Genomic DNA, 25,163 nt, shown 5'->3' with positions numbered 1-25,163 from the left:
TTACGATTCGAGAGAATGAAGGTATTCTGCCAATTTCTCCACGGCTCTGGCACGATGTGAAATCTTATTTTTCACCTCAGCACCCAGCTCCGCAAAGCTCTTGACATAGCCTTCGGGAACGAACAGTGGGTCGTATCCGAAGCCCCCGTCTCCACTTTTCGACTGTGCAATCGTGCCGGAAACCGAGCCAGAGAAGAACAGAGGGCCACCTTCATGCGTGAGATGAAGAGGGCTAATTCCGATAAGACAAATCACCGTTCTGAACCGGGCGCGGCGGTTATCCTTGCCTTCCAACTCCCTCAACAACTTCGCCATGTTGGCTTCCGAATCGTGATCTGTCCCCTCGGCATAGCGCGCACTGTGCACTCCGGGCGCACCATCAAGCGCCTCAACCTCCAATCCCGTGTCGTCGGCAAAGCAACTTAGTCCGTAATGGTCGTACACATACTGCGCTTTCTGCAGTGCGTTGGCCTCCAACGTGTCGCCCGTTTCAGGTATTTCCTCATGACAACCGATGTCTTCCAGCGATACGATTTCGAAGCGATTGCCTAATATCCGGCGAATCTCATCAAGCTTATGAGCGTTGTTCGTAGCAAAAACTATCTTCATTTCTGTTCTATTTCCTTGGGTAATTTCACTTTCATCTCGTCGAAGCCTTCGCCATATACACCGATAACGGCCGACTGGCTGACAAACGCATTGGGGTCAATCATCTTGATAAGGCGGAAGATATACTGGCTCTCGCGCTTCTTGGCAAGGATACAAAGCACTTTCATTTCCTGCCCGGTGTACCATCCATGTCCATCGAGAATAGTCACACCGTGGTCCATCTGTGTACCGATGGCATTGGCTATTTCCTGATATTTCTTGCTGAATATCATGAACTGCACCGACTCACGACGGGCATTCATCACATAGTCCAGCACGAAGTTCTCAATAACCATCGTACAAAGACCGAACACGAGTTTCCTCCAGTCTTCAAAGACAGGATAAGAACTGCCGATAATCAAGAGGTCTACGACTATCAATACACGCCCCAGAGAGATGTTATGATACTTATTGACCACCGCTGCAATGATGTCCGTACCCCCCGTACTGCCGTTATGCAGAAACACGATGGCCAGCGAAGCACCCGTAAACGAGCATCCGATAATCAGCGACATGAAGTCCTGACCGTCGCCAAGCACCCTGAGCAGAGTACCGTCGGGCTGTGTCACCGCCTTCTGGGCAATGTCGAGAAGCAGCGAAAGGGCCAGGATGGCATAGATGGTCTTCATCAGGAACTTCAGTCCGAGAATCTTCAGAGCCACACCCAGCAGCAGTGCATTGAGTACAAAATAGGAATAGGCCAACGGTATACCCGTAGCATAGAAGATAATAGCAGCAATACCCGTCACACCACCGGTTACGATTCCGTATGGCAGAAGGAACACCGACCATCCGAAAGAGAAGAGCAGGAGTCCCAGTGTCAAGTACAGATAGTCCCTGACTTCGTCGCGTATGACGGGGCTGATGTTAAAGGGTAATTTCATATCTCGGCTTATTTTATTACGATATTGACAATCTTCTTGGGAACGACTATCACCTTGACAATGGTCTTTCCCTCCAGATATTTCTGACTACGCTCGTCTTCCAGCACGGCTTTCTCCACGAATTCCTTGGTCGCATCGGCCTCGAAAGTCTTTTGGTAACGAGCCTTTCCATTGAAAGACACAGCCAACTGAATCTCGCTTTCTACCAAGTATTGTGCATCGAAAGCCGGCCACTGTGCATCGCAGACGCTACCCTCTCCGCCCAATGCTGTCCAGAATTCCTCAGCAATGTGGGGAGCAAACGGAGCTATGACGACGGTCAGGGTGCGCAAGATTTCGCGACTATGGCATTTCTGCTGGCTCAGTTCGTTCACAGCAATCATGAAAGCACTGATGGCCGTATTGTATGAGAACTTCTGAATATCATCCGTTACTTTCTTTATCAACTTGTGCAGACTCTTCAAAGACTCTTTTGAAGGGGCATCGTTGTTGACCAGGAACGTGTCATTCTCGCCACGCGCATCCCAGAACAGTGCCCAGAGTTTCTTCAAGAAGCGGTGACATCCGTCGATACCATTGGTGTCCCAAGGCTTGCTGGCCTCCACCGGACCGAGGAACATCTCGTACAGTCGCAGCGTATCTGCACCGTATTTCTCTACTATCATATCTGGGTTAACGACGTTGAACATAGACTTTGACATCTTCTCCACAGCCCAACCACAAATGTATTTACCGTCTTCGAGAATGAATTCGGCATTCCTGTATTCAGGTCGCCAAGCCTTGAAGGCCTCTGTGTCGAGCACGTCGGCATTCACGATGTTCACGTCTACGTGAATCGGGGTAGTCTCATACTGGTCTTTCAGTCCCAACGAAACGAAGACCGGAGCTTTGGCCGAGTCGGCATTGTTCACGCGATACACAAAGTTGGAGCGTCCCTGTATCATTCCCTGATTGATGAGTTTCTGGAACGGTTCTTCCTTGCAGCTCACCCCCATGTCATACAAAAACTTATTCCAGAAGCGCGAATAGATGAGGTGACCGGTCGCATGCTCAGTACCACCCACATACAAATCCACGTTCTGCCAGTAGCCATCGGCCTCTTTAGACACCAAGGCCTCGTCGTTGCGATTATCCATATAGCGCAGATAATAGGCCGAACTGCCCGCAAATCCAGGCATGGTATAGAGTTCGATGGGGAATACCGACACATTGTCTACCAGACTCTTGTCGGTCACTTTCTTGTTCACGGCATCCCACGCCCACATCTTGGCACGGCCCAATGGCGGTTCGCCCGTCTCCGTAGGTTCGTATTTGTCGATTTCGGGCAACTCCAACGGCAGGCATTCTTCGGGTATCATGTAGGGCATCTCGTCCTTATAGTACACCGGGAACGGCTCTCCCCAGTAGCGCTGACGCGAGAAGATGGCGTCGCGCAGGCGATAGTTCACCTTCACACGGCCCAGTCCGTTACGCTCTACATACTCCTTGGTAGCAGCGATGGCTTCCTTGACGGTCAAGCCGTTTAAGTTCAACCCCTGTCCCTCAATGGGAGCTGCCGGACTATTACATACGATTCCCTCCTTGGCATCGTAGCTTTCCTCGCTCACATCAGCCCCCTCTATCAGTGGGATGATGGGCAGATTGAAATGTTTGGCAAACGCATAGTCGCGACTGTCGTGCGCCGGAACAGCCATGATAGCGCCCGTCCCGTAGCCAGCCAGCACATACTCACTAATCCACACAGGCACTTGCTTGCCCGTAAGCGGGTTGACGGCATAGCTGCCTGAGAACACACCCGTCACCTTGCGGTCGCTCATGCGGTCGAGTTCGGTACGCTTCTTCACATATTCCAGATACTGTTCCACCTCTTCGCGCTGCCCGTCGGTCGTCACCAGTGCCACGTATTCGCTCTCAGGGGCCAGCACCATGAACGTCACACCGAACATCGTATCGGCACGAGTGGTGAAGATGGTGAACTCTCCCTCCTCTTGTGGCAGTCCCGGCGCGAAGTATTTGAATCTCACCTCCGTACCCTCCGAGCGTCCTATCCAGTTGCGCTGCGTCTCTTTCAGCGAGTCGGTCCAGTCTACAGAGTCCAGCCCGTCGAGCAAACGCTGTGAATAAGCCGACGTGCGCAAGCACCACTGGCGCATCTTCTGCTGTACCACGGGATAGCCACCACGCACACTCACGCCGTCTACCACCTCGTCGTTGGCCAACACCGTACCCAGTCCGGCACACCAGTTGACCATCGTTTCGCCCAGATAGGCAATGCGGTAGTTCATCAACACCTGCTGCTGTTCCTTCTCACTCATGCCGTTCCACTCGTCGGCAGTGATGTCCAGCTCCTCGCTCTGAGCCACCGTCAGGCCCTTCGTACCGTTCTTTGCTATATAGTCTGCAAGCTCGCTGATGGGGCGTGCCCGCTGTTCCTCGTTGCAATAATACGATTCGAACATCTTCTCAAAGGCCCACTGCGTCCACTTGTAGTAGCCCGGCTCGCAGGTACGCACCTCGCGTTCCCAGTCGAAACAGAATCCAATCTTGTCGAGCTGTTCGCGATAATGGTTGATATTCTGCTCGGTCGTGATGGCTGGATGCTGTCCCGTCTGAATGGCATACTGCTCAGCCGGCAATCCATAGGCATCATATCCCATCGGATTCAAGACGTTGTAGCCCTGCAAGCGCATGTAGCGGGCATAGATATCGCTGGCTATATAGCCCAGCGGATGGCCCACGTGCAACCCTGCACCCGACGGGTATGGGAACATATTGAGTACATAGAACTTCTTGCGCGTCTCGTCCTCAGTCACACGATAAGTAGCATTTTCCACCCATCGTTTTTGCCATTTCTTCTCGATTTCTCTGAAATTATATTCCATTGTCATATTGTTTTGTGGGCCTGCCGCTCTCCACAGTGCCGGAAACGGGTTAACATGAGCAGCTGTTCCCTCGATTATATTCTGATTGCAAAAGTAATAAAAATAAGTGGTATCTGTACCGTTTACACCTTATTATGTTGACCTCGCACCACAACTCCATCACTCATCAACTTAAAAACCTGCCAACTCAAAAAACTGCAAGGCCTCGGCAGCAATGCTGCAAAGGCCGGACAGTGATGCTGCAAAGGCTCGGCAGCAACGCTGTTTGGCCCTTGCAGTAATAAATAAGTATGAAAGAACCTCGGCTATTCAGCGAAAAATGAGTAATTTTGCACCTGAATTCAAAGCATTCAGGATATGAGTTTAAACATTAGCAAAGGTAATCAGAAGAGAGTAGTAATCGTAGGTGGAGGATTTGGCGGACTGAAACTGGCCAACAAGCTCAAAGGGACCGACTATCAGGTGATACTCATCGACAAGAACAACTACCATCAGTTTCCACCGCTCATCTACCAGGTGGCATCGGCAGGAATGGAACCCAGTTCCATCTCTTTCCCTTTCAGAAAGAACTTCCAGAACCGAAAGAATCTCTACTTCCGCATGGCCGAGCTGCGCGCCATATATCCTGACAAGAAAATTATACAGACATCTATCGGCAAAGTGGAGTACGATTACCTCGTGCTCTCGGCCGGAGCAACCACCAACTTCTTCGGCAACGAGAACGTGGAGCGCGAAGCCGTGCCCATGAAGACCGTCTCCGAGGCCATGGGATTGCAGAATGCCATCCTCTCGAACATAGAGCGTTCCATCACCTGTGCCACCAAACTGGAGCAGCAGGAACTGCTGAACGTGGTCATCGTCGGCGGTGGCGCATCGGGCGTAGAGGTGGCCGGCGTGCTCTCGGAAATGAAAAGCACCATCCTGCCCCACGACTATCCCGACCTGGATGCCTCGCTCATGAACATCTATCTCATCGAGGCCGGCAACCGCCTGCTCTCCGCGTTCTCTAAAGAATCGTCGGCCGAAGTAGAAAAATACCTACGCAACATGGGCGTAAACGTGTTGCTCAACAAGATGGTGACCGACTATAAGGACCACAAAGTGATGCTGGCCGACGGCAGCAGCATCTCTACACGCACCTTTATCTGGGTAAGCGGTGTCAAAGGGCAGCCCGTGGGCAATCTCGGCAACGAATTCCTGGGCCGTGGCAGTCGCATCAAGGTCAACGAATTCAACCAAGTGGAGGGCTTGGACGGCGTGTTCAGCATCGGCGACCAGTGTATCATGAGTGGCGACGAGGCCTACCCCAACGGCCATCCACAGCTGGCTCAGGTAGCCATTCAGCAGGGTGTGAACCTCGGCAAGAACCTCCGTCGGCTGGAAAAAGGCAAGGAGATGAAGCCGTTTCACTACAAGAATCTCGGTTCGATGGCTACCGTGGGGCGCAACAAGGCCGTGGCCGAGTTTGCCAGCATCCGCCTGAGCGGCTTCATCGCATGGCTCATGTGGCTTCTGGTACACCTCCGCTCCATCTTGGGCGTGCGCAACAAGGTAGTGGTGCTGCTCAACTGGATATGGAACTACTTCAACTACAACCAGTCGCTCCGCATGATTTTCTATCCGGAAAAGGCGGCCGAGGTTCGCGAACGCGAAGAGCGCGAGGCACGCGTGCATTGGGGCGAAGACCTGAATGAGGAAGATACAGAAGAAGAAAAAGGATAAAAGGGTTCTTCAATCCCCCACGAAGTGAATTCCAAAGCGGGGAAAGTATCTTTTACACACATTTTTCCTAAAGAAAAAACAGGATGGAACTATTTTATTGTTCCATCCTTGTAGGGGTGAATTGCATTCGCCCTCACAATGTAGCTATATTGCAAAGAAGCCTATCTCTAATTATTCCATAGACATTCGATTCAAATTACTCAATGGATTGAGTAAAATTACTCAGTGCATTGAGTAATTTTGCAAAAGGCATATAACTCACTATAAACCAATCATTTCCCTTTCTTCGCTTGCGGGCACTTCTCTTCGACGAAGCGACGGAAGCCTTCCAACGTGCCGACGGTGAATCCCTGTGGATCAAGCATGATACCCGTGTTCTTTGTAAACATCAGTGCAACGACGTGGGGATGCTCCTTGTATTTCACGATTTGGGCGTAGTCGTAATAAGATACATTCTCATTGACGCGACATACGATTCTGTCGCCAAACTCGAAGACGACCTCCGGGTCTTCTACACCATGCAAGGCCTTGGTGCGTTTCCGCATGGCTTTAAAGCCACGACGGGCTGCACTGTACGGCATGATGAAATAAAGACCGGCCAATAAGATGCCGAGCATCATCATTCCTCCTACGAGACTATCTTTTACGAAGACTATATCCCATATATAATACCCAACCAAAAACACCAATGCCAGAGCTATTACATACACCTTCAGGCCATATACTATCTTGACAAAATCGCGCATCATAGGCATTGTAAGCCGATACCTGTTTTCAAAAACAAAGTTTGTTTCCATCGTGTTTACTGATATTTGAACGATACAAATATAAGTATTATTTCTTAGCAAAAACCAGATAAAAACATCATTTTCGCACTACAAACATAAAAACTTAATAAAATAGCAAGGAGACTTCGAAAATTTTGCTTTATCTTTGCAGAGAATAGGCAGTCTATATATAGCTTACCGACAAATAACCATCAACCTAAATATGAAACATTTAAAATTATTATGTACCGCAGCACTCCTCACATTGACCATAGGAATGCATGCTGCCAAGAACGTGAAACACACGTTCGCCATCCAATCTGGCAATTTCCTATACGACGGAAAGCCTGTCCAACTCCATTCGGGAGAGATGCACTATGCCCGCATTCCAGCTCCCTACTGGCGTCATCGCCTGAAGATGATGAAGGCTATGGGACTCAATGCCGTCGCTACCTATGTATTCTGGAATTATCATGAAATAAATCCAGGCGTATGGGATTGGACCACTGGCAACCGTAACCTCAGACAGTTCATCAAGACCGCAGCCGAAGAAGGCATGATGGTGATACTGCGTCCCGGCCCTTACTGCTGTGCAGAGTGGGATTTCGGAGGCTATCCCTGGTGGTTGCAGACCGAGAAAGACATGGTAATCCGCACCGACAACGAACCATTCCTCAAGGCTTGCCGCACCTATCTCACGCAGCTGGCCGGCCAAGTGAAGGACCTTCAGATTACCAACGGTGGCCCTATCATCATGGTACAGGCCGAGAATGAGTTCGGTTCTTACGTGTCGCAGCGCAAGGATATTCCCCTGGAAGTACACAAAGCATACAATGCCAAGATTGTCAAGATGCTCGACGAGGTGGGCTTCAACATCCCCAGATTCACCTCAGACGGCAGCTGGCTGTTCAACGGAGGTGCTGTCAAGGGTATTCTTCCCACCGCTAACGGCGAAGACAACATCGAGAACCTGAAAAAGACCGTAAACGAATACCATGACGGCGTAGGCCCTTACATGGTGGCAGAGTTCTATCCCGGCTGGCTGTGCCACTGGAACGAGAAGCGCCCTCTCGTCTCTACCGAGAGCGTAGTGAAGCAGACCCAGAAGTTTCTGGAGGCCGGTGTGAGCTTCAACTACTACATGGTGCATGGCGGAACTAACTTCGGTTTCACCTCCGGAGCTAACTATGCGAAGACCAACGACATCCAGCCCGACATGACAACATACGACTATGATGCTCCTATCAGCGAACCCGGATGGGCCACTCCCAAATACAATGCACTGCGCGATTTGTTTATCAAGTCGGTGAAGTACAAAGTTCCGGCTGTTCCGGAGCGCATTCCCGTCATCGCCATTCCGCAGATTAAGCTCACCAAGACAGCCGATGTACTCACCCTGCTCGAAGCTACGAAGGCCGTAGAGAGCGACACACCGCTGAATTTCGAGCAACTGAATCAGGGCCACGGATACGTACTTTACCGCCGACACTTCAACCAACCCATCAGCGGAATGATGAGAGTGCCCGGCATTGCAGACTTCGGCGTGGTATATATCAATGGTGAGAAGGTGGGCGAACTGAACCGCGTAACCGGTAAGGACAGTCTGGAAGTAAACGTGCCTTTCAACAGTACGGTCGACATTCTGGTAGAAAACTTCGGCCGTATCAACTACGGTGCACGCATCACAGCCAACCACAAGGGTATCATCCAGCCCATCACCATCAACGGAAACGAGATTACAGGCAACTGGGAGATGCGTGGTCTGCCCATGAGCGAGATGCCCAACGTAGACAAGATGGCTACAGGCTACCGTGCCGGAGCACCCGTTCTCTACAGCGGGACATTCACTCTGGACAAAGTGGGAGACACCTTCCTCGACATGGAGAAATGGGGCAAGGGCATCGTCTTCGTAAATGGAGTCAACCTCGGACGCTACTGGAAGGTCGGACCACAGCAGACACTCTACTTGCCGGGATGCTTCCTGAAGAAAGGCGAGAACAAGATTGTCATCTTCGAACAACTGAACGACGAGAAGAAGAGCGAACTTGCAGGCGTCACCGAACCTGTACTAGACAAGCTGGTGAAGTAAACCTGCCGGCCTACTCCCATTCTTACATACAAGCAAACATACGGACCGATGGAACTACAACTATGCGAATTGAGCAAAATATATGGCGAAAAGACTGCGCTGAATATTGATGCACTCACCTTCAAGAGTGGAGAAATCATCGGTCTGGTAGGCAACAACGGAGCAGGGAAGACCACCCTGCTCCGTTTAATGCTTGACTTAGTCAAGGCCACCACGGGACAAGTGCTCAGCAACGGAGTCCCCGTCAACGAAGACACGGCATGGAAGAGCTACACAGGCTCGTACATAGACCGTCGTTTCCTCATAGATTTCTATACCCCCGAAGAGTATTTCCAGTTCATTGCCGACGCCTACAACCTCGGCAGCGACACTACCAACCAACGGTTACAACAATATGTCGACCTCATGCACGACGAGCTATTGAATACCGGCAAATACCTCAAGGAATTTTCAGAGGGCAACCGCCAGAAGATAGGCATTATCGGCGCGATGCTCATCAATCCCCAAGTGCTGATGCTCGACGAACCTTTCAACTATCTCGACCCGTCGTCGCAAATAGCCGTGGCACGCCACATCAAACGTCTCAACGAGCAATTCGGCACCACCGTCATCATTTCCAGCCACAACCTGAACTACGTTACCGACGTGGCAACGAGAATCCTCTTGCTGGAGAAAGGACATATCGTCAAAGACATTGCCAACCAAGCAGGCAGCGCATTTGACGAACTGAACCATTATTTCATAGCCCAATGATACGCCGACTCCTCCACATGTGGCTCATCCAGAAGCGTCGCAACTTCGAATGGAGACCTGTCATCATCGCGGCATATTTCTATTTCCTCACGCTGCTATGCGCCTGGATAGCTCTCGAAGTGAGCGGACAGAAGGCATGGCAGTTGCTCCGACAGGGCAACGACACCACCGTCGTGTCGATGATAGCCCTCGGTTTTCTCATTCCCGACTTCCTCATGAAACTCTTTCTCATGCACCCCGACACAGACATGAGCGACTTCGTGAAGACGCGCCCTATTCCCTCCCGTCACTGGACGTGGCTGCTATACATCACCATAGCCGCCGACCTGACCACCCTCTTCTATCCCCTCCTACTCCTTCCGCTGGCCATCTATCGCGGCAGCCTGACCCTGTTTGTAGTGGCATTTGCCATATCCTACCTCAACGCCACCCTGATACTGGCCTTCCACAAAGCCCGCGGCTGGGAATACAAATTGCCCGTTTTCATCTATATACCATTCTGCATGGTATGCCTCTTTTTTCATACCATCAACCCTTTTGCACTCTCCACCGTCCCCCATGCACTCGTCACACTGCTGCTCATCGGCCTGCTCATAGCACCCATATTCTACTATACCGACCGACTGGAGAACTATCCCGACGAGCGTAAAAACTCTTCGAGCCGCACCAAGACCATCCAACGGTCGGGTATATGGGCCGACTTCCTTCGCCTCATGCGCATCAAGCGCCTGCGCGTATCCTTCCTGATACTCATCATCATCCTGCCCCTCAACGCCTACAACTATAGCTACAGCAATCTCTATAGCGAATCTTTCGTCATGGCATGGAACCTCTTCGCCCTCACGGCGGCCGCCATGGGTATCGGACAATGGGGCATCGGCATCGAAGCCAACTATCTGCACGGCCTGTTGACAAAACCTTTCGACATACTCCCCCTACTCCGCCGCAAATATACCATGTACACCCTGCTCACCCTCGCATCCTCCCTCATACTGCTGCCCATCTACATCTGGATGAACCACAAATTCATCGACTGGGTTGTCAGCCTCGTTTTTGCCCTCGGAGTCATCCACCTGATACTCATCGCACTGACGCTTACGTCGAAGCGGGCCGACCTCTTCGGCGCGTCGGTCTTCAGCAATCAGGGCTTCGACATGAAGGCCTACATTGCCACCATGTCCGTATTCGTAGCGATAATCCTGTACGGAGCGGTGCATTACCTATTGCCACAACCGTGGAACTATATCGTGCTGACAGGTCTGGGAGCAGCGGGGATGCTCATGCGCAACAAAGCATTGCACATCATAGCCGACAAACTCTTCCAACAGCGCTACCGGTTGCTGGAAACAGACTAATTCGTGTCGAATAAGATTTATTTTCCAAAATAATGCCCAAACCGTTTGGAGCGTATCTATATTTTCCCTATCTTTGCCATCAACAAAAGAACAAATAATTAAGTAACAACTAAAAAATAAACATTATGAAGAAGTATGTTTGCGACGTATGTGGCTATATCTATGATCCAGCAGTAGGCGACCCAGATGGCGGTATCGCTCCCGGAACAGCATTTGAAGATATTCCAGATGATTGGGTTTGTCCTCTTTGCGGTGTAGGCAAAGACGATTTCTCACTGGTAGAAGAATAAGACGACAGCGCTTCTGTGCGTGCAGAAGCCTATAGCGCATACACTTTCGGTCCGTCCGAAGACGTGTATAGACCATCATGGCCGGGCAGTTTGTCCGGCCATTACTGTTGATACGGCAGACCGAACAGCCCTGTCTGACGTCATCACATAGCCCCAGTATCTCGTCTACCCACCTACTTGCATCTCGTCTACTCGTCTACTTGTATCTTGTCTACTCGTCAACTTAAAAAACTGCAAGGCCTCGGCAGTTTTGCTGTTTGGCCTTTGCAGCATTACTGTTCGGTCTTTGCAGTGATGCTGCCGAGGCTCTGCAGTTTTTTGAAGTTTATGAGTTGATAAGTTCATGAGTTATTGAGTTGATAAGTTCAATTGGTAATTGACAATTGAAAGTTGAGAATTGAGAATTGGTAAGAAAGAGTTTAGATGACTGTAGGGACGCGGCATGCCGCGTCCGCAGGCCAAGATTCCCCAGCCTGTAGGGGCTAATTGCATTCGCCCGACAGGCGTATTACAAAACAACCTGAATATACATTCATCGTACGGACAAGAGCCAATAAGCGTTTGGACAGACAAGACAGAAGGGGCAGTTTTACCCATCATATCCTCCTTTTTCACACATTTAAGGGCTATAAATTTTCCAAAACGCTAAAAAAACCTTATCTTTGCAGCCTATATACACCTAATATATACAAGGTGTAGAACAGTCAATATTGTCGAAAAACAATAATCAATAATAACACAATAAAATGCAAAACAAAGGAATTGTAATTTGTACAGCCGTCCTCTTGACGCTTGCAAGCATTTTCTACTTGTCGTTCTCTGTGGCTACACATCACTATGACACAGAGGCAGCCAAGCTGAAAGACCCTATTGCGCAGCAAGACTACAAGGACTCGGTGAAGTATCTGGGTATCTACTCTTACCAGAAATGTCTGGAGACTCAGATTGGTCTAGGTCTTGACCTCAAGGGAGGTATGAACGTAATCTTGGAGATTTCGGTACCCGACGTAGTAGAAATGCTCGCCGACCACAAGACCGACGCAGGCTTTACCAAGTCTATCAAAGAGGCTCGCGTAGAGGAAGAACACAGTCAAAGCGACTTTATCTCACTCTTTATCAAAGCCTACAAGAAGAATGCTCCGGGCCATCGCTTGGCAGAAATCTTCGCTACCCAGCAGTTACAGGGCAAGGTGAACCCACAAAGCAGCGACTCTGAAGTAGAGAGCGTGCTGCGTGCCGAAGTGAAGAGTGCCATCGACAACTCGTTCAACGTCGTTCGTACACGTATCGACAAGTTCGGTGTCGTACAGCCCAACATCCAGAAGCTCGAAGGACAAGACGGTCGTATCATGGTAGAAATGCCGGGTATCCGCGAGCCTGAGCGTATGCGCAAGCTGTTGCAGGGAAGTGCCAACCTCGAATTCTGGGAGACTTACAATTCTGAAGAAATCATTCCTTACCTCAGCCAGCTCGACGCTCGCCTTGCCAACGGCGGTGCAGAGGCAGACACTGTGAAGACAGACACGGCCAACGTGGCTGCCAAGACGGCTGAGCAGCCTAAGTTCAAACTGAACAACAAGGCAGCCAACACCGTGAAGGAAAGCACCAACGCACAGCTGGAAGCTGCCAAGAAGCAGCACCCATTGCTGGCTATGCTCCAGACATCGGGCCAGAACTCGCTGAGCCTCGTGGCTTTTGCGAGCGTTCGCGACACTGCTGCCATCAACAAGATTATCTACGGCGCACTTGCCAAGCAGGTGTTGCCATCCGACTTGAAGCTCCTTTGGAGTGCCAAGCCTACCGACTTGGTTAACAACAAGAACATCTACGAGCTGCACGCCCTGAAGGTTACTTCGGCCAGCGGACGCGCTCCGCTGGAAGGAGATGTAGTGACCGACGCTACCGACCAGTTCAACAACCTGACCGGTTCGCCCGAAGTCAGCATGAGCATGAACTCTGAGGGTGCACGCCGCTGGGCTTCGCTGACCAAAGCTAATGTGGGCAAGGCCATTGCCATCGTATTGGACGGCGTAGTTTACTCTGCTCCCCGCGTGAACGGCGAAATCGACGGCGGCCAGTCGTCTATCTCAGGTAACTTCACCATCGAGGATACAAAGGACTTGGCCAACACTCTGAAATCGGGTCGTATGCCTGCTCCTGCACGCATCGTACAGGAAGAAGTGGTAGGTCCTACACTGGGTGCACAGTCTATCGAGCAAGGAGTTGTATCGTTTGCCATTGCTTTCGTGCTGCTGATGGTGTACATGGTATTGATGTACAACCTCATCCCCGGTATGATGGCCAACATCGCCCTGATTGTCAATCTGTTCTTCACACTCGGTATCCTGACCTCGTTCCAGGCCGCACTCACGATGTCGGGTATTGCCGGTATGGTGCTGTCGCTCGGTACGGCCGTCGATGCCAACGTGCTTATCTATGAACGTATCAAGGAAGAACTGCGTGCCGGACTCGGCATGAAGCAAGCTCTGAAAGCCGGTTACGACAACGCTTTCTCGGCCATCTTCGACTCCAACCTTACCTCTATCATCACAGGTATCATCCTCTATGTATTCGGTACAGGTCCTATCCGCGGTTTCGCAACCACACTGATTATCGGTATCGTCTGCTCATTCTTCACAGCCGTTTACCTCACACGTCTGGTTTACGAATATCAGCTGAGCAAGGACCGTTGGACAAACTTGAAGTTCCACACTCCATTGTCTGAGAACCTGATGCAGAACGTACACTTCCCATTCATGGGAGTTTACAAGACCAGCTTCACGATTGTTGTTGTGGCAGTCATCGTATTCGTTGCCAGCTTCTTCGTTCGCGGACTTGGCAAGAGCATCGATTTCACTGGTGGTCGCAACTACGTGGTTCAGTTTGAGAATCCGGTTCAGCCAGAGGAAGTACGCGGTGTGTTGGCTAAGACCTTCCCCGGCTGTACCACAAGTGCACTGGCGCTGGGTACTGACAACCGTACCATCCGTATGTCGACCAACTACAAGATTGAGAGCAACAGCCCGACAGTAGACGACGAGGCAGAAACCATGCTCTACAATGCGTTGAAGGCCGACGGACTGGTAAGCCAGAAGAGCGTAGCCGACTTCAAGAACCCCGACATCCGCCAGGGTGGTTCTATCATCAGCAGTACCAAGGTAGGTCCTTCGGTGGCCAAAGACATCACATACGGTGCTATCATCAGCGTACTCTTCGCTCTGGTTGCCATATTCCTGTATATCTTGGTTCGTTTCCGCAACGTAGCATTCTCCGTAGGTTCAACCATCGCCTTGGCATTCGACGCCTTGGTAGTTATCGGTTTGTTCTCACTGCTGCAAGGCGTGATGCCGTTCTCTCTTGAGATAGACCAGACATTCATCGGTGCTATCCTGACGGTTATCGGTTACTCTATCAACGACAAGGTGGTGGTATTCGACCGTATTCGCGAGAACCTGAAGCTGCATCCGAAACAGGATTATCAGACAGTTTTCAACGATAGTATCAACCAGACACTGGCCCGTACCATCAATACCTCGTCTACAACGTTGCTCGTATTGCTGTGTATCCTCTTCCTCGGTGGCGAGAGTATCCAGCCATTCGCATTCGCTATGGCACTCGGTGTAATCTTCGGTACACTGTCGTCTATCTTCATCGCATCGCCTATTGCCTACCTGACAATGGGTAAGAAGATTGAAGAGAAAGCTGCATAAACAGCATTTCCACACATAACAAAAGCCGCGGCTTCAGGAATTAATCCTAAGTCGCGGCTTTTTTTGTGTATGAATATAATGTCAATGTTTGATATTTGTCAGACAAAAGAACAGAAGAGACAAAAGCCAAGGGATGAATCTTTAACTATCCGAATATATAGAATGTAGGGACACGGCATGCCGCGTCCGCAAGCAAAGAGGGGAGTCTTTCAGGCTCGATAATATGAAATTGCTTTCCCGTAGGTTTCCGCTTCGCTGCAACCCACGGCTATAGAGCGGTTGTCCTTCGGACAAGCAGTACAATAAGATGAAGAATTCTGATGAAGGAACAAATAAAAAGTGATTCCACCGAGAATCGAACTCGGATCAAAGGTTTAGGAAACCTCCGTTCTATCCATTAAACTATGGAACCGACACAAAAGCATACAAAGTAGCAAAGCCTTTGTCTACTCTGCATGCAAAGGTAATAATTAAACATGAGTTCTACGAATGATAACTACCCATAAATTAGCAAAAAGCATATTATTGATGCCAAATCTGCCTATTCGGGCAGTTATCTACCGAACTCATGCAGCTATATAAGACCTATTTTACCAATGCAGCCACACGCTCAGCCTGCGCCACAGCCTTGTCTTGAACACTCGCCAGCACTTCTTCGGGCATCACACCAGGCATATAGAGCATACCTGCCTCTGTGACACAGCCAATACACTCCATACCGCAGAAAGCGATGCTGCGCACGATAGGAGCCATCAAATCGGCCACTGTACGGCCATCTTCGTTGTAATTTTCAATTCCCGCACCGGCAGTCACAGACACGATGACTTTCTTCCCATGTAGCTTGTCGCCGGTAGAACCATAGGCGAAACCATAGAGAAGCACATCGTCCATCCACTGCTTGAAGATACCGGGAGTAGCAAACCAATAGAGAGGGAACTGCCAGATAATGGTATCGGCCTTCACCAGTTTGGCCTGCTCAGCAGCTACATCAATCTTGCCGTCGGGATATTGCACCCCAAGATCACTCACCTCGATACCAGGAATCAGTTCTTTCAATTTGTTGACAATCACCTTGTTGGCATTCGATATATTCAAATTCGGATGTCCGCTAACTAATAATACGTTGCTCATAATAAATACCTTAAACTAAATAATATATAAATTGTGTCTGTAAAGATACAACATATTCCGATTACCGACAATTTTTCCCTGTTAAAATGAAAAATGAACTACACTAGAAGAAGTCTACAAGCTGTCGAAACCATGACCATACAGAAGTAAATGTCGTGAGAATTCTCTTATTTCAGAATTTATCATTATTTTTGCATCCAATAGCTATTAGAATCTTTAAATGAATATTCTTATTACCGGTGCCAGTGGATTCATCGGAAGTTTTATCGTAGAAGAAGCCTTGAACAAAGGATTTGAAGTGTGGGCAGCCGTGCGGAAAAGTAGTTCACGGCAGTATCTCACCGACCCACGAATCCACTTCATCGAACTCAATCTGAACGACGAGCAGGCGTTGAAAGAGCAACTCCGCGACCATACGTTCGACTATGTGGTGCATGCTGCCGGCGTAACCAAATGTCGGAACAAGAGCGATTTCTTCCGTGTCAACACCGAAGGGACGAAAAATCTGGTACACGCCCTACTCGAACTACAGATGCCAATACGCCGATTCGTCTATCTGAGCAGCCTGAGCGTCTACGGAGCTATTCGCGAAAAACAGCCCTATGCAGAGATTTGCGAGGAAGATACGCCACGCCCGAATACGGCTTATGGGCAAAGCAAGTTGCAGGCTGAACAGTTTCTCGACAGCATAGGCAATGATTTCCCCTATATCATCCTAAGACCTACGGGCGTATATGGACCGCGCGAGCGCGACTATTACCTCATGGCCAAGAGCATTAAGAACCATATCGACTTTGCCGTAGGATTCACACAACAGGATATCACCTTCGTCTATGTGCTGGATGTGGTTCAGGCCGTTTTCCTGGCATTCGACCATGGTATGAACGGACGCAAATACTTCTTGAGCGATGGCAACGTGTACCAGTCGAGTACATTCAGCAACGATATACACGAAGCATTGGGCCGCCCTTGGTGGATACGCATCAAAGCGCCCATAGCCCTGCTCCGTCTCATCACATGGATAGGCGAATACGTAGGTCGGACGAGCAAACAACCGTCGGCACTGAACAATGACAAGTATCACATACTAAAACAACGCAACTGGCGCTGCAACATTGAACCAACCATGGACGAACTGGGCTACCACGCACATTACGATCTGAAAAGAGGCGTAGGACTTACTATCCAATGGTATCGGGAAAACGGCTGGCTATAAATAAAAGCAATGAAATTTCTGAAAAACTTGATTACCATAGAGAAAAAACCTCTCCGTGGACTTATGATATTGGAATGGGCGGTGCTGGGCTACATGGTGCTGACGCTGCTCGTCATCCTATTTACGTACACAAAGATGGAAAGTCCCAATGCAATGGTATGGGGACGTGTACGCATCGGAGCTATCACCCTAGCTCTATGGGCTGTCTACAGGCTAGTACCTTGCCGACTGACACTGTTTATCAGGGTGGGCGCACAGCTCGGACTATTGGCTTGGTGGTATCCCGACACGTATGAGCTGAATCGCATATTCCCGAATCTTGACCACCTGTTTGCGCGCTGGGAGCAAATGGTATTCGGCTGCCAACCAGCCCTGCTCTTTGCGGCCAGATTCCCATCGCATATCGTGAGCGAACTCATGGATATGGGATATGCCTCCTATTATCCGATGATTGTGCTGACCATACTGTACTTTTTTGTCTGCCGCTATCAGGATTTTGAGCGGGCTGCAACCGTCGTATTGGTATCGTTCTTTGCCTATTACGTGATTTATGTGTTCCTGCCGGTGACCGGCCCTACTTTCTACTACAAAGCGATAGGAATGGACAATGTCGTCAAAGGAGTTTTTCCACAGGTGTACGACTACTTCAACACCCATACAGACTGCCTGCCCAGTCCTGGTTATACACACGGCATATTCTATCAACTGGTAGAAGATGCCAAAGCTGCCGGCGAACGTCCTACGGCAGCTTTCCCCAGCAGTCATGTGGGTATCTCTACCATCTGTATGCTACTTGTGCTGTATGCACGTAATTACAAGCTATTGGTACTGATGTTGCCATTCTATCTATTGCTGTGCATGGCAACGGTTTATATCCAAGCCCACTATGCCATCGACGCGATAGCCGGTTTTGCGACGGCTATCCTGTTCTTCTTTGGAACAATGGTACTTACAAAAAATATGAACAGTGGTCGCAAAAGATGATAGCCACTGTTCATATTCCTATTAGAAAAACTTTCTGTCGTCTAAATCAATGTGTGTTACCTGTACGTCTTCGTGCAGGAAGATACGGGCTGACTCTTTGAATTTATCGGCATTCTCCGTGGTGTAATAGTGACAACTGCCACCTTGCGTACACTTTCTCTCTATACCGGGATGCTCGGCAAGGTAATGCTGCAAACTGTCGGCCACATATTCGCCTTGCGGCAACACACGCACACCGGCAGGTACATACTTTACTATCTTCGGCATCAGAATGGGATAATGGGTACATCCCAAAATGACGGTATCTATATCGGCATCTTTACGCATCAACTCATCAATGCGCTTCTTGACGAAATAGTCAGCTCCAGGACTATCGGCCTCATTGTATTCCACCAAAGGTACCCAGAAAGGACAAGCCACGCCTGACACCTTGATATCGGGCCAGAGCTTACCAATCTCCATATTATAGCTGCGACTCTTGACCGTTCCCTCAGTTGCCAGCAGGCCAACATGGCGCGATTGCGTGATGTTGCCTATAACCTCGGCCGTAGGGCGGATGACTCCCAGCACACGACGCTCAGAATCCCATGTAGGAATATCACGACGCTGAATAGAGCGCAAGGCCTTGGCAGAAGCAGTGTTGCAGCCTAGGATAACAAAATGACAACCCATCGAGAACAGCTTTAAGACAGCCTGACGTGTAAACTTATACACAATATCGAAAGAGCGTGTACCGTATGGCGCACGTGCATTATCGCCTAAATAGACGTAATCGTATTGCGGCAACAACTGGCGAATACCATGCAGGATGGTCAGTCCACCGTATCCGGAGTCAAAGACACCTATAGGTCCGGGAGTTTTGGGAAGATTCATAAAATCAAATTATAAAGCCTCTCTCCCACCTCATAGCCTAGGTTATGAGTCGGAAGAGAGGCTTTTAATCACTTAACCGCGTCTTGCAACAAGGTATTGATATCTTCGCCCATCACGCTATTGATGAAGGGAACGGCATCGTTATCGGTATTCAAGACGAACATATAGCCACGCTCCATACCTATACGGCGAACCGTAGTTCTCAATTTCTCGCGTACCGGACCAAAGGCATCGGCCTCTGCCTGCTTAAGCAGACGCTCGGCATTAGCTTTAAAAGCCACGTTCTTCTCCATCATCTCTTGCAATTCGGCCTGCCGCTTTTGCAAGATGGTGGGCTCAAACTCACGTTGTCCTTCGAGAAACTCTTCGTATTTCTTGTTGAACTCGTCTTCCACCCGCTTGGTTTCTGCTGCATACTTGCTACGCAAACTTTCCATATTGCGCTGTGCAATCGTATATTCGGGCATAGATTTAAGCACCGTATCAAAGCTGAAATAACCAAACTTCTGTGCATCTTGAGCCGAGGCCGACAACATCATGAAACAGAACACTAAAAAAAGAAAATACTTCTTCATAAGTTGTTAGGATTAGTTATAGATGTTTCAATAGAACAAAATGGGGACAAGGAATCTCCCCTGTCCCCACCTATCTTGTGTACAAAAACTCGTATTATTTAGTCTTAGAGAGCTGGGCTTTTACCTCTGAGGTAACGTCCTTGCTCAGTGTATCACTGATGTAAGGAATACCTGCACTCACGTCCATAATGTAAACATATCCACCAGTCTTACCAACGGTCTTGATAGCGTTGACCAACTTGGTTGTGATAGGAGTCATCTTCTCCTGCTGAGCTTTCTGAAGAGCCTGCTGGTTGTCCTGATAAGTCTGCTGAATCTTCTGATACATAGTCTGCAATTCGGTTTCAGTCTCCTGTTGCTTGGTTGCGTTCATCGTACTCTTGTTCTTGTCATAGTCCTGACTTTTACGATTCAGCTCGTCTTGCATAGCCTTCAAATCGTTCTCGTACTGCTTGGCAGTAGCTTCCATTTCGCCACGAGCCTTGATAAATTCAGGCATGCTGGCCATAACTTCCTGAGCATTCAGGTGACCAAACTTCTGTGCAAACATTGACAGTGGTGCAAAAAGCATCAACATCAAAATAATCTTCTTCATCGTTTCTAAAGTTTATTTAATTATTAATTGTTTTCTATTCGTATCCCAATTTCTGTAAAATCTCTGTAGAGATGTCAATACGCGGACTGCCAAAGATAATTGCAGTATCGCTGGCTCTATCCAATACAAGACTGTAGCCACGCAATTCTGAAATTTCCTTCACAGCTGCATAAATCTCATCCTGGATGGGGGTCATCAGGCTTTCACGCTTCTTGAAGAGTTCACCTTCCGGACCGAAGTATTTCTTCTTGAGGTCGGCAGCTTCTTTCTCTTTCGCCATAATCTGATCTTGCTTGGCTTTCTTCTGCTCTTTGGACAAGAATACCACCTCATTCTGATAATTCTTATACATCGTGCTTGCCTCTGTATTCAGCGCTTCCACTTCTGCCTGCCACTTCTTGCTCACCTGATTGAGCTGTTCATTGGCACGCTCATAGGCCGGAATATGCTTCAACACATATTCCATATCCATCAATGCAAACTTCTGTGCACTTGCCGTAAGGCCCACCAGAGCCATCAGGCATATCATCAAAAATTTCTTCATCTTCATTATTTTTAGTTCTAGAACTCTTGTCCTAAGATGAAATGGAACTGGCTTCCGCCCTTCGTTCCGAACACCTTATCAAATCCATAGGCCCAGTCGATACCCATCAGACCAACCATAGGCAGGAAAAGACGTACACCGACACCGGCACTACGTTTCATATCGAACGGATTGAATTTCTTCACAGCTGTCCAAGCATTACCAGCTTCTACAAAGGTAAGACCATAGATAGTGGTATTACCCAGAAGGAACGGATAACGAAGTTCCAGTGTAAAGCGGTCGTAAGCATAGCCCTCGCCCTGCGATGTGAGCGAGCCATTCTCGTAACCACGCAATCCTATCGTCTCTTCTGCATATCCGGTAGAGTATCCGCTCATACCGTCACCACCCATATAGTAGGTCTCGAACGGACTCTTCTTATACTTGTTGTAGCTGCCTAAGATACCCAATTCGACACGGGTCATCAGCACAAAACATTTCTGACCACCTGAAAGGGCCGTATAGGTCTTAGCCTTAAATTTCCACTTATGGTATTCTATCCAGTGGAACTTCTCTTGCTGCTCCTGTGAATAGGTGGCCGATTGTCTGTCTGTCGCCAGATTTTTATAGTCCTTGTGATCCCATGCACTCCAAGGCGGAGTCAAGGTTACAGAAGCCGTGAACTCAGAACCACGGCGTGGGAAGAGTTGGTTATCGGTAGATGCACGACTCAACGCAAGGTTCAGGTTAATGTTATTGGCAGAACCATTCGTCATCAGGAAGTAAGTCCAATTCTTCAAGATATAGCGCTGGTAAGACAACTGCATAGACAACATGAAGTAGTCATCGGGCCAACGCAGACGCTTACCCCAACCCACGCTGACACCCAACAGCTTCACATACTTGTCTGGGTCGTAGTAGTTCTCATAATTGTTGTAGTAGCTGTTGCCCATACCGTAGATGGAATTATAATAGTTGTTCATATATCCACTATTATAATAGCTGCTTGATACGTCGGACTGCTTACTGTAATAAGCACTCACGGAGAACTGGATTGGACGCTTACCACCCAGCCAGTTGGTAGAATAGCTGGCATTATACGACTGATAATAAGTACCGTTGGTCTGTGCACCCAGCGAGAGCGTCTCACCATCACCGATTGGCATGATGCCACGATGCTCTTTATTCTTATTGAACAAGTTGGCTATAGAGAAGTTATTCAACTTCAATCCTACTCGCCCAATGACACCGGTCTGGCCATAACCTAGTGAGAATTCAATCTGGTCGTTGCTCTTCTGTGCCAGATTCCAATTGATATCTACCGTTCCGTTCTCGTAATTGGGTTTCACGTCCGGATTCACCTTCTCTGGATCGAAGTGCCCCATAGAACCCAATTCGCGTGCAGAACGCTGCAAGGCTTCCTTAGAGAACAAGTCGCCTGGCTTAGTACGCAACTCACGACGAACCACATTTTCATACAAACGGTCATTACCATTGATACGTACATGGTCGATATGAGCCTGTGGGCCTTCTACTATACGCATCTCCAAATCGATAGAGTCACCAACGATGTTGACTTCCGTAGGATTGAGATTATAGAACAGATAACCGTTGTTCCAATAACTATTACCCACAGCATCTTCATCTTCCGACAAACGCTTGTTCAACAATTTCTGATTGTAGACATCTCCTTTCTGCATGCCAAGCAATGCACTGAGGTAATCGGTAGAGTAAACCGTATTACCTGCCCACCTGATATTGCGCAAATAATACTTCTGTCCCTCATCCACCTTTATATATATATTGACATGCTTGTCGTCATTGTTCCATACGCTATCCTTCAAGATGGTAGCGTCACGATAGCCCAGCTCGTTATATTTCTCAATGAGCTTCTTCTTATCTTCAGCGTAACGTTCGGGCGTAAACTTCTTCGCTTTCAGGAAACCACCTAATGTTCCGGCTTCATGAATCTTAGAAAAAGCACCCTTCTTGAACAATCCACCCTTAATCTTGCTATCAGAAAGCTTCTCATTTCCATCAATGATAATTCGGCGAACCTTCATCTTCTCCTTCTTATCAACATCTATATCGAGGATTACCTGATTCTTGTTGGCCACGTCTTCACGCTGATTAATGACAATCTCAGCATTCTTAAAGCCCTTATCATCGAAGTATTTCTTGGCCAATATCTTGGCACGGTCAATCATATTAGGCGTAATCTGCGAACCTTTCAGCAAACCCAGTTTCTGCTCCATATCCTCACGTTCGCTCTTCTTCAAACCAGAATAATTAATGGTAGAAACACGCGGGCGAGTCTTCAGGTAGAAATGCAAGTAAATCTTGCGACCCACGATAGAGTCGGCAGCCACCTTTACATCAGAGAAAAGTCCATGCTTCCAATAACGCTTCACGGCCTCCGTGATTTCGCTTCCAGGCACACTTATCTCCTGCCCAACGCTCAATCCCGAAATTCCTGTCAGCATATAGTCTTCATAATTCTCCACTCCGGAGACATTGATACCGCCAAGAATGCACGTACGGGGATTACCGGCATACGAGATGTCAGGATTCACTATCTTATCTTGCGCTTCTATACCGAGGCTGTATGTAAATACCGCCAAGGCTATCAACACCTTATTTATATAATTCATCATTCAGAAAAATTTCTTTCGTCTTTATATTCTGGGTGTGTAGGATATTCTATTTCGAATACTGTTCGTTTTCCACTTGCTCTTCCGTCTTGCCAAACCGGCGTTGTCTACTCTGGTAACTGAGGATGGCACGACGCAAATCTTCTTCGCCAAAATCCGGCCAATAGGTATCGCAGAAATAGAGTTCAGAATAAGCAATCTGCCAAAGCAGGTAATTAGAGATACGCAACTCACCACCCGTACGGATGAGTAGCTCCGGATCGGGCATATCGCGTGTCTCCAGATGAGTACTTACAAGCTCCTCTGTCACGTCTTCAGGCTTCACTCCTTCATGTATCAAATCGCGCAAGGCCTTCGTCATCTCCCAACGCGAAGAGTAACTCAGAGCCACAACCATCGTCATGGCATCATTGCCGGCAGTATTCTCTTCCGTCTGTCTGAGCTTGTCCTGCACCACTTGAGGCAATCGTCCAATATCGCCAATTACATGGAATCGCACATTATTCTTCATGAAAATCTCATCTTCCAACGAAGACAACACCAAACCCATCAAGGCAGAAACCTCGTCGGCCGGGCGATTCCAGTTTTCTGTAGAGAACGTATATAGTGTCAGGAATTTCACTCCCAAGCGTACGCTCTCCGATGTAATACGACGCACCGTATCCACACCGGCCTGATGACCGAAGCTGCGTTCTTTGCCACGCTCAGCAGCCCAACGACCGTTACCATCCATGATGATGGCCACATGCTGCGGGATGCGGTTCATATCTAATTGCTCTGTCATATCGTCAATAATCTTTATTACACGTTTTACACTTCGGCATGAAGCTATAACTCAGTGTCAACACGAGTGTCGAATAGCTATCAGCGTTCTTAAACAACCCAGAGCTTACTATGCCATAGGGGTCTCTTACCCCATCCAGCATATCGCTCGTACCAAAATGTATCATCCACTCTAATCCTAAATTCAGTCGGTCGGCCAATTTATATTTAACTCCCAATCCCATCGGAATATTGAGAGCGAAGTTACTGCCATTGCCCGATACAAACGTACCGCCAATGCCGATACCCACATAAGGAGTCAGTCTCTTCGCACCCCGATAGTCGTTACCTGTCCCGTATGGCCAGAAATTATATTCATAGGTAAGGCCGACATCTACCAAAGAACGACTAAACTGATATGGACTGCTTGCATAATCAGGATAATAAGTTTCTGCATCGGCCGATGAACCTTTGAGTTTTCCGAACGTTCCTGACAATCTCAGCCCCATATAGGGATTCAGGTTTCGTCGCAACATCACCGAGAATGTCGGCTGTAAATCCTTTGTCAGGCTACCGTTGAAATCACCTAAATATCCGTCAAATCCCAGTCCAGCACCGATTTCCATGCGGTACTCATCATCTTGAGCACACAGCGGCATCGCCAAAACGGCAAATAAACATGCCAACAGCCCTATCCGCACACTGCGACTCACTCTACTATTCACATCGAAGCCCCTCCTCACGGCCAACGTA

Annotated in this window: 20 protein-coding genes and 1 tRNA gene; 8 read left to right on the top strand and 13 right to left on the bottom strand. The window is 48.7% G+C overall.

What is annotated here, in order from left to right; translation table 11 throughout:
- From ACZ42L_RS10070 to leuS, 3 genes are read right to left on the bottom strand one after another with little or no spacing between them, the layout of a single operon-like run.
- Positions 1–609: a non-canonical purine NTP diphosphatase gene (locus ACZ42L_RS10070; RefSeq protein WP_464716012.1), complete on the bottom strand. Its 609-nt coding sequence runs from the start codon at positions 607–609 to the stop codon at positions 1–3.
- Positions 606–1,532 carry a YitT family protein gene (locus tag ACZ42L_RS10065; protein ID WP_464698858.1) on the bottom strand — a complete coding sequence of 309 codons (927 nt, stop codon included), beginning with the start codon at positions 1,530–1,532 and terminating at the stop codon, positions 606–608. The genes ACZ42L_RS10070 and ACZ42L_RS10065 overlap by 4 nt, the downstream gene beginning before the upstream one ends.
- An 8-nt stretch (positions 1,533–1,540) precedes the next feature.
- The gene (gene leuS / locus ACZ42L_RS10060; RefSeq protein WP_464717001.1) at positions 1,541–4,414 is read right to left on the bottom strand and encodes a leucine--tRNA ligase; all 2,874 of its coding nucleotides are present in this window, start codon (positions 4,412–4,414) and stop codon (positions 1,541–1,543) included.
- A 357-nt stretch (positions 4,415–4,771) separates the two neighbouring features.
- Between leuS and ACZ42L_RS10055 the strand changes: the two genes are divergently transcribed.
- Entirely contained in the window at positions 4,772–6,136 is a 1,365-nt protein-coding gene (locus tag ACZ42L_RS10055; protein WP_464716011.1) for an NAD(P)/FAD-dependent oxidoreductase, read from the top strand.
- A 272-nt stretch (positions 6,137–6,408) separates the two neighbouring features.
- Here the strand turns inward: ACZ42L_RS10055 and ACZ42L_RS10050 are convergent, their stop codons facing one another.
- A complete protein-coding gene (locus ACZ42L_RS10050; RefSeq protein WP_464716010.1) occupies positions 6,409–6,933 on the bottom strand; it encodes a YcxB family protein in 525 nt (174 codons plus the stop codon).
- Positions 6,934–7,126: 193 nt separating this feature from the next.
- Between ACZ42L_RS10050 and ACZ42L_RS10045 the strand changes: the two genes are divergently transcribed.
- From ACZ42L_RS10045 to secDF, 5 genes are all read left to right on the top strand, one after another.
- The gene (locus ACZ42L_RS10045) at positions 7,127–8,992 is read left to right on the top strand and encodes a glycoside hydrolase family 35 protein (RefSeq protein WP_464716009.1); all 1,866 of its coding nucleotides are present in this window, start codon (positions 7,127–7,129) and stop codon (positions 8,990–8,992) included.
- A 48-nt stretch (positions 8,993–9,040) separates the two neighbouring features.
- A complete protein-coding gene (locus tag ACZ42L_RS10040; protein ID WP_464716008.1) occupies positions 9,041–9,745 on the top strand; it encodes an ABC transporter ATP-binding protein in 705 nt (234 codons plus the stop codon).
- Positions 9,742–11,100: a DUF5687 family protein gene (locus ACZ42L_RS10035; RefSeq protein WP_464716007.1), complete on the top strand. Its 1,359-nt coding sequence runs from the start codon at positions 9,742–9,744 to the stop codon at positions 11,098–11,100. The genes ACZ42L_RS10040 and ACZ42L_RS10035 overlap by 4 nt, the downstream gene beginning before the upstream one ends.
- A 125-nt stretch (positions 11,101–11,225) precedes the next feature.
- Positions 11,226–11,390, top strand: a complete 165-nt coding sequence (gene rd / locus ACZ42L_RS10030; RefSeq protein ID WP_464698848.1) for a rubredoxin — start codon at positions 11,226–11,228, stop codon at positions 11,388–11,390.
- Positions 11,391–12,136: 746 nt separating this feature from the next.
- Entirely contained in the window at positions 12,137–15,100 is a 2,964-nt protein-coding gene (secDF, locus tag ACZ42L_RS10025; protein WP_464716006.1) for a protein translocase subunit SecDF, read from the top strand.
- 340 nt (positions 15,101–15,440) lie between these two features.
- On the opposite strand, the gene ACZ42L_RS10020 is transcribed toward secDF, so the two are convergent.
- Positions 15,441–15,512 (bottom strand) — tRNA-Arg (locus ACZ42L_RS10020).
- A 173-nt stretch (positions 15,513–15,685) separates the two neighbouring features.
- Positions 15,686–16,231 carry an NAD(P)H-dependent oxidoreductase gene (locus tag ACZ42L_RS10015; protein WP_464706015.1) on the bottom strand — a complete coding sequence of 182 codons (546 nt, stop codon included), beginning with the start codon at positions 16,229–16,231 and terminating at the stop codon, positions 15,686–15,688.
- Positions 16,232–16,451: 220 nt separating this feature from the next.
- Between ACZ42L_RS10015 and ACZ42L_RS10010 the strand changes: the two genes are divergently transcribed.
- Together ACZ42L_RS10010 and ACZ42L_RS10005 are read left to right on the top strand one after the other, a co-directional pair.
- A complete protein-coding gene (locus ACZ42L_RS10010; RefSeq protein WP_464702663.1) occupies positions 16,452–17,447 on the top strand; it encodes an NAD-dependent epimerase/dehydratase family protein in 996 nt (331 codons plus the stop codon).
- A gap of 9 nt (positions 17,448–17,456) precedes the next feature.
- Positions 17,457–18,431, top strand: coding sequence for a phosphatase PAP2 family protein (locus tag ACZ42L_RS10005; RefSeq protein ID WP_464698840.1), 975 nt, complete (start codon positions 17,457–17,459; stop codon positions 18,429–18,431).
- A 21-nt stretch (positions 18,432–18,452) separates the two neighbouring features.
- Here ACZ42L_RS10005 and murI read toward each other — a convergent pair whose 3' ends face one another.
- From murI to porG, 7 genes are all read right to left on the bottom strand, one after another.
- The gene (murI, locus tag ACZ42L_RS10000) at positions 18,453–19,304 is read right to left on the bottom strand and encodes a glutamate racemase (protein ID WP_464716005.1); all 852 of its coding nucleotides are present in this window, start codon (positions 19,302–19,304) and stop codon (positions 18,453–18,455) included.
- A gap of 68 nt (positions 19,305–19,372) precedes the next feature.
- Positions 19,373–19,879: an OmpH/Skp family outer membrane protein gene (locus tag ACZ42L_RS09995; RefSeq protein ID WP_464716004.1), complete on the bottom strand. Its 507-nt coding sequence runs from the start codon at positions 19,877–19,879 to the stop codon at positions 19,373–19,375.
- 94 nt (positions 19,880–19,973) lie between these two features.
- Complete coding sequence (locus tag ACZ42L_RS09990) at positions 19,974–20,474, bottom strand: OmpH/Skp family outer membrane protein (RefSeq protein ID WP_464698834.1); 501 nt, start codon at positions 20,472–20,474, stop codon at positions 19,974–19,976.
- A gap of 34 nt (positions 20,475–20,508) precedes the next feature.
- The gene (locus ACZ42L_RS09985) at positions 20,509–21,018 is read right to left on the bottom strand and encodes an OmpH/Skp family outer membrane protein (protein ID WP_464698833.1); all 510 of its coding nucleotides are present in this window, start codon (positions 21,016–21,018) and stop codon (positions 20,509–20,511) included.
- A 17-nt stretch (positions 21,019–21,035) separates the two neighbouring features.
- Entirely contained in the window at positions 21,036–23,648 is a 2,613-nt protein-coding gene (locus tag ACZ42L_RS09980; RefSeq protein ID WP_464701688.1) for a BamA/OMP85 family outer membrane protein, read from the bottom strand.
- A 49-nt stretch (positions 23,649–23,697) separates the two neighbouring features.
- Positions 23,698–24,432, bottom strand: coding sequence for an isoprenyl transferase (locus ACZ42L_RS09975; protein ID WP_464698831.1), 735 nt, complete (start codon positions 24,430–24,432; stop codon positions 23,698–23,700).
- Positions 24,433–24,436: 4 nt separating this feature from the next.
- Positions 24,437–25,111 carry a type IX secretion system protein PorG gene (gene porG / locus ACZ42L_RS09970; protein WP_464717000.1) on the bottom strand — a complete coding sequence of 225 codons (675 nt, stop codon included), beginning with the start codon at positions 25,109–25,111 and terminating at the stop codon, positions 24,437–24,439.
- Positions 25,112–25,163 lie beyond the last annotated feature (52 nt).

It is taken from the genome of Prevotella mikamonis (assembly GCF_055381405.1).
The sequence above is the reverse complement of the archived record's forward strand: the minus strand, read 5'-3'. Positions and strand labels throughout refer to the sequence as shown.

Bases quoted from the DNA above. Each gene is read 5' to 3' on its own strand.
- ACZ42L_RS10065 (WP_464698858.1), bottom strand. From the start codon at position 1,532: ATGAAATTACCCTTTAACATCAGCCCCGTCATACGCGACGAAGTCAGG.
- secDF (WP_464716006.1), top strand. From the start codon at position 12,137: ATGCAAAACAAAGGAATTGTAATTTGTACAGCCGTCCTCTTGACGCTT.
- ACZ42L_RS10005 (WP_464698840.1), top strand. From the start codon at position 17,457: ATGAAATTTCTGAAAAACTTGATTACCATAGAGAAAAAACCTCTCCGT.
- ACZ42L_RS10050 (WP_464716010.1), bottom strand. From the start codon at position 6,933: ATGGAAACAAACTTTGTTTTTGAAAACAGGTATCGGCTTACAATGCCT.
- ACZ42L_RS10045 (WP_464716009.1), top strand. From the start codon at position 7,127: ATGAAACATTTAAAATTATTATGTACCGCAGCACTCCTCACATTGACC.
- murI (WP_464716005.1), bottom strand. From the start codon at position 19,304: ATGAATCTTCCCAAAACTCCCGGACCTATAGGTGTCTTTGACTCCGGA.
- ACZ42L_RS10015 (WP_464706015.1), bottom strand. From the start codon at position 16,231: ATGAGCAACGTATTATTAGTTAGCGGACATCCGAATTTGAATATATCG.
- ACZ42L_RS10040 (WP_464716008.1), top strand. From the start codon at position 9,041: ATGGAACTACAACTATGCGAATTGAGCAAAATATATGGCGAAAAGACT.
- ACZ42L_RS09985 (WP_464698833.1), bottom strand. From the start codon at position 21,018: ATGAAGAAATTTTTGATGATATGCCTGATGGCTCTGGTGGGCCTTACG.
- ACZ42L_RS10070 (WP_464716012.1), bottom strand. From the start codon at position 609: ATGAAGATAGTTTTTGCTACGAACAACGCTCATAAGCTTGATGAGATT.
- ACZ42L_RS09995 (WP_464716004.1), bottom strand. From the start codon at position 19,879: ATGAAGAAGTATTTTCTTTTTTTAGTGTTCTGTTTCATGATGTTGTCG.
- ACZ42L_RS09990 (WP_464698834.1), bottom strand. From the start codon at position 20,474: ATGAAGAAGATTATTTTGATGTTGATGCTTTTTGCACCACTGTCAATG.
- leuS (WP_464717001.1), bottom strand. From the start codon at position 4,414: ATGGAATATAATTTCAGAGAAATCGAGAAGAAATGGCAAAAACGATGG.
- rd (WP_464698848.1), top strand. From the start codon at position 11,226: ATGAAGAAGTATGTTTGCGACGTATGTGGCTATATCTATGATCCAGCA.
- ACZ42L_RS10010 (WP_464702663.1), top strand. From the start codon at position 16,452: ATGAATATTCTTATTACCGGTGCCAGTGGATTCATCGGAAGTTTTATC.
- ACZ42L_RS10055 (WP_464716011.1), top strand. From the start codon at position 4,772: ATGAGTTTAAACATTAGCAAAGGTAATCAGAAGAGAGTAGTAATCGTA.
- ACZ42L_RS09980 (WP_464701688.1), bottom strand. From the start codon at position 23,648: ATGAATTATATAAATAAGGTGTTGATAGCCTTGGCGGTATTTACATAC.
- ACZ42L_RS10035 (WP_464716007.1), top strand. From the start codon at position 9,742: ATGATACGCCGACTCCTCCACATGTGGCTCATCCAGAAGCGTCGCAAC.
- ACZ42L_RS09975 (WP_464698831.1), bottom strand. From the start codon at position 24,432: ATGACAGAGCAATTAGATATGAACCGCATCCCGCAGCATGTGGCCATC.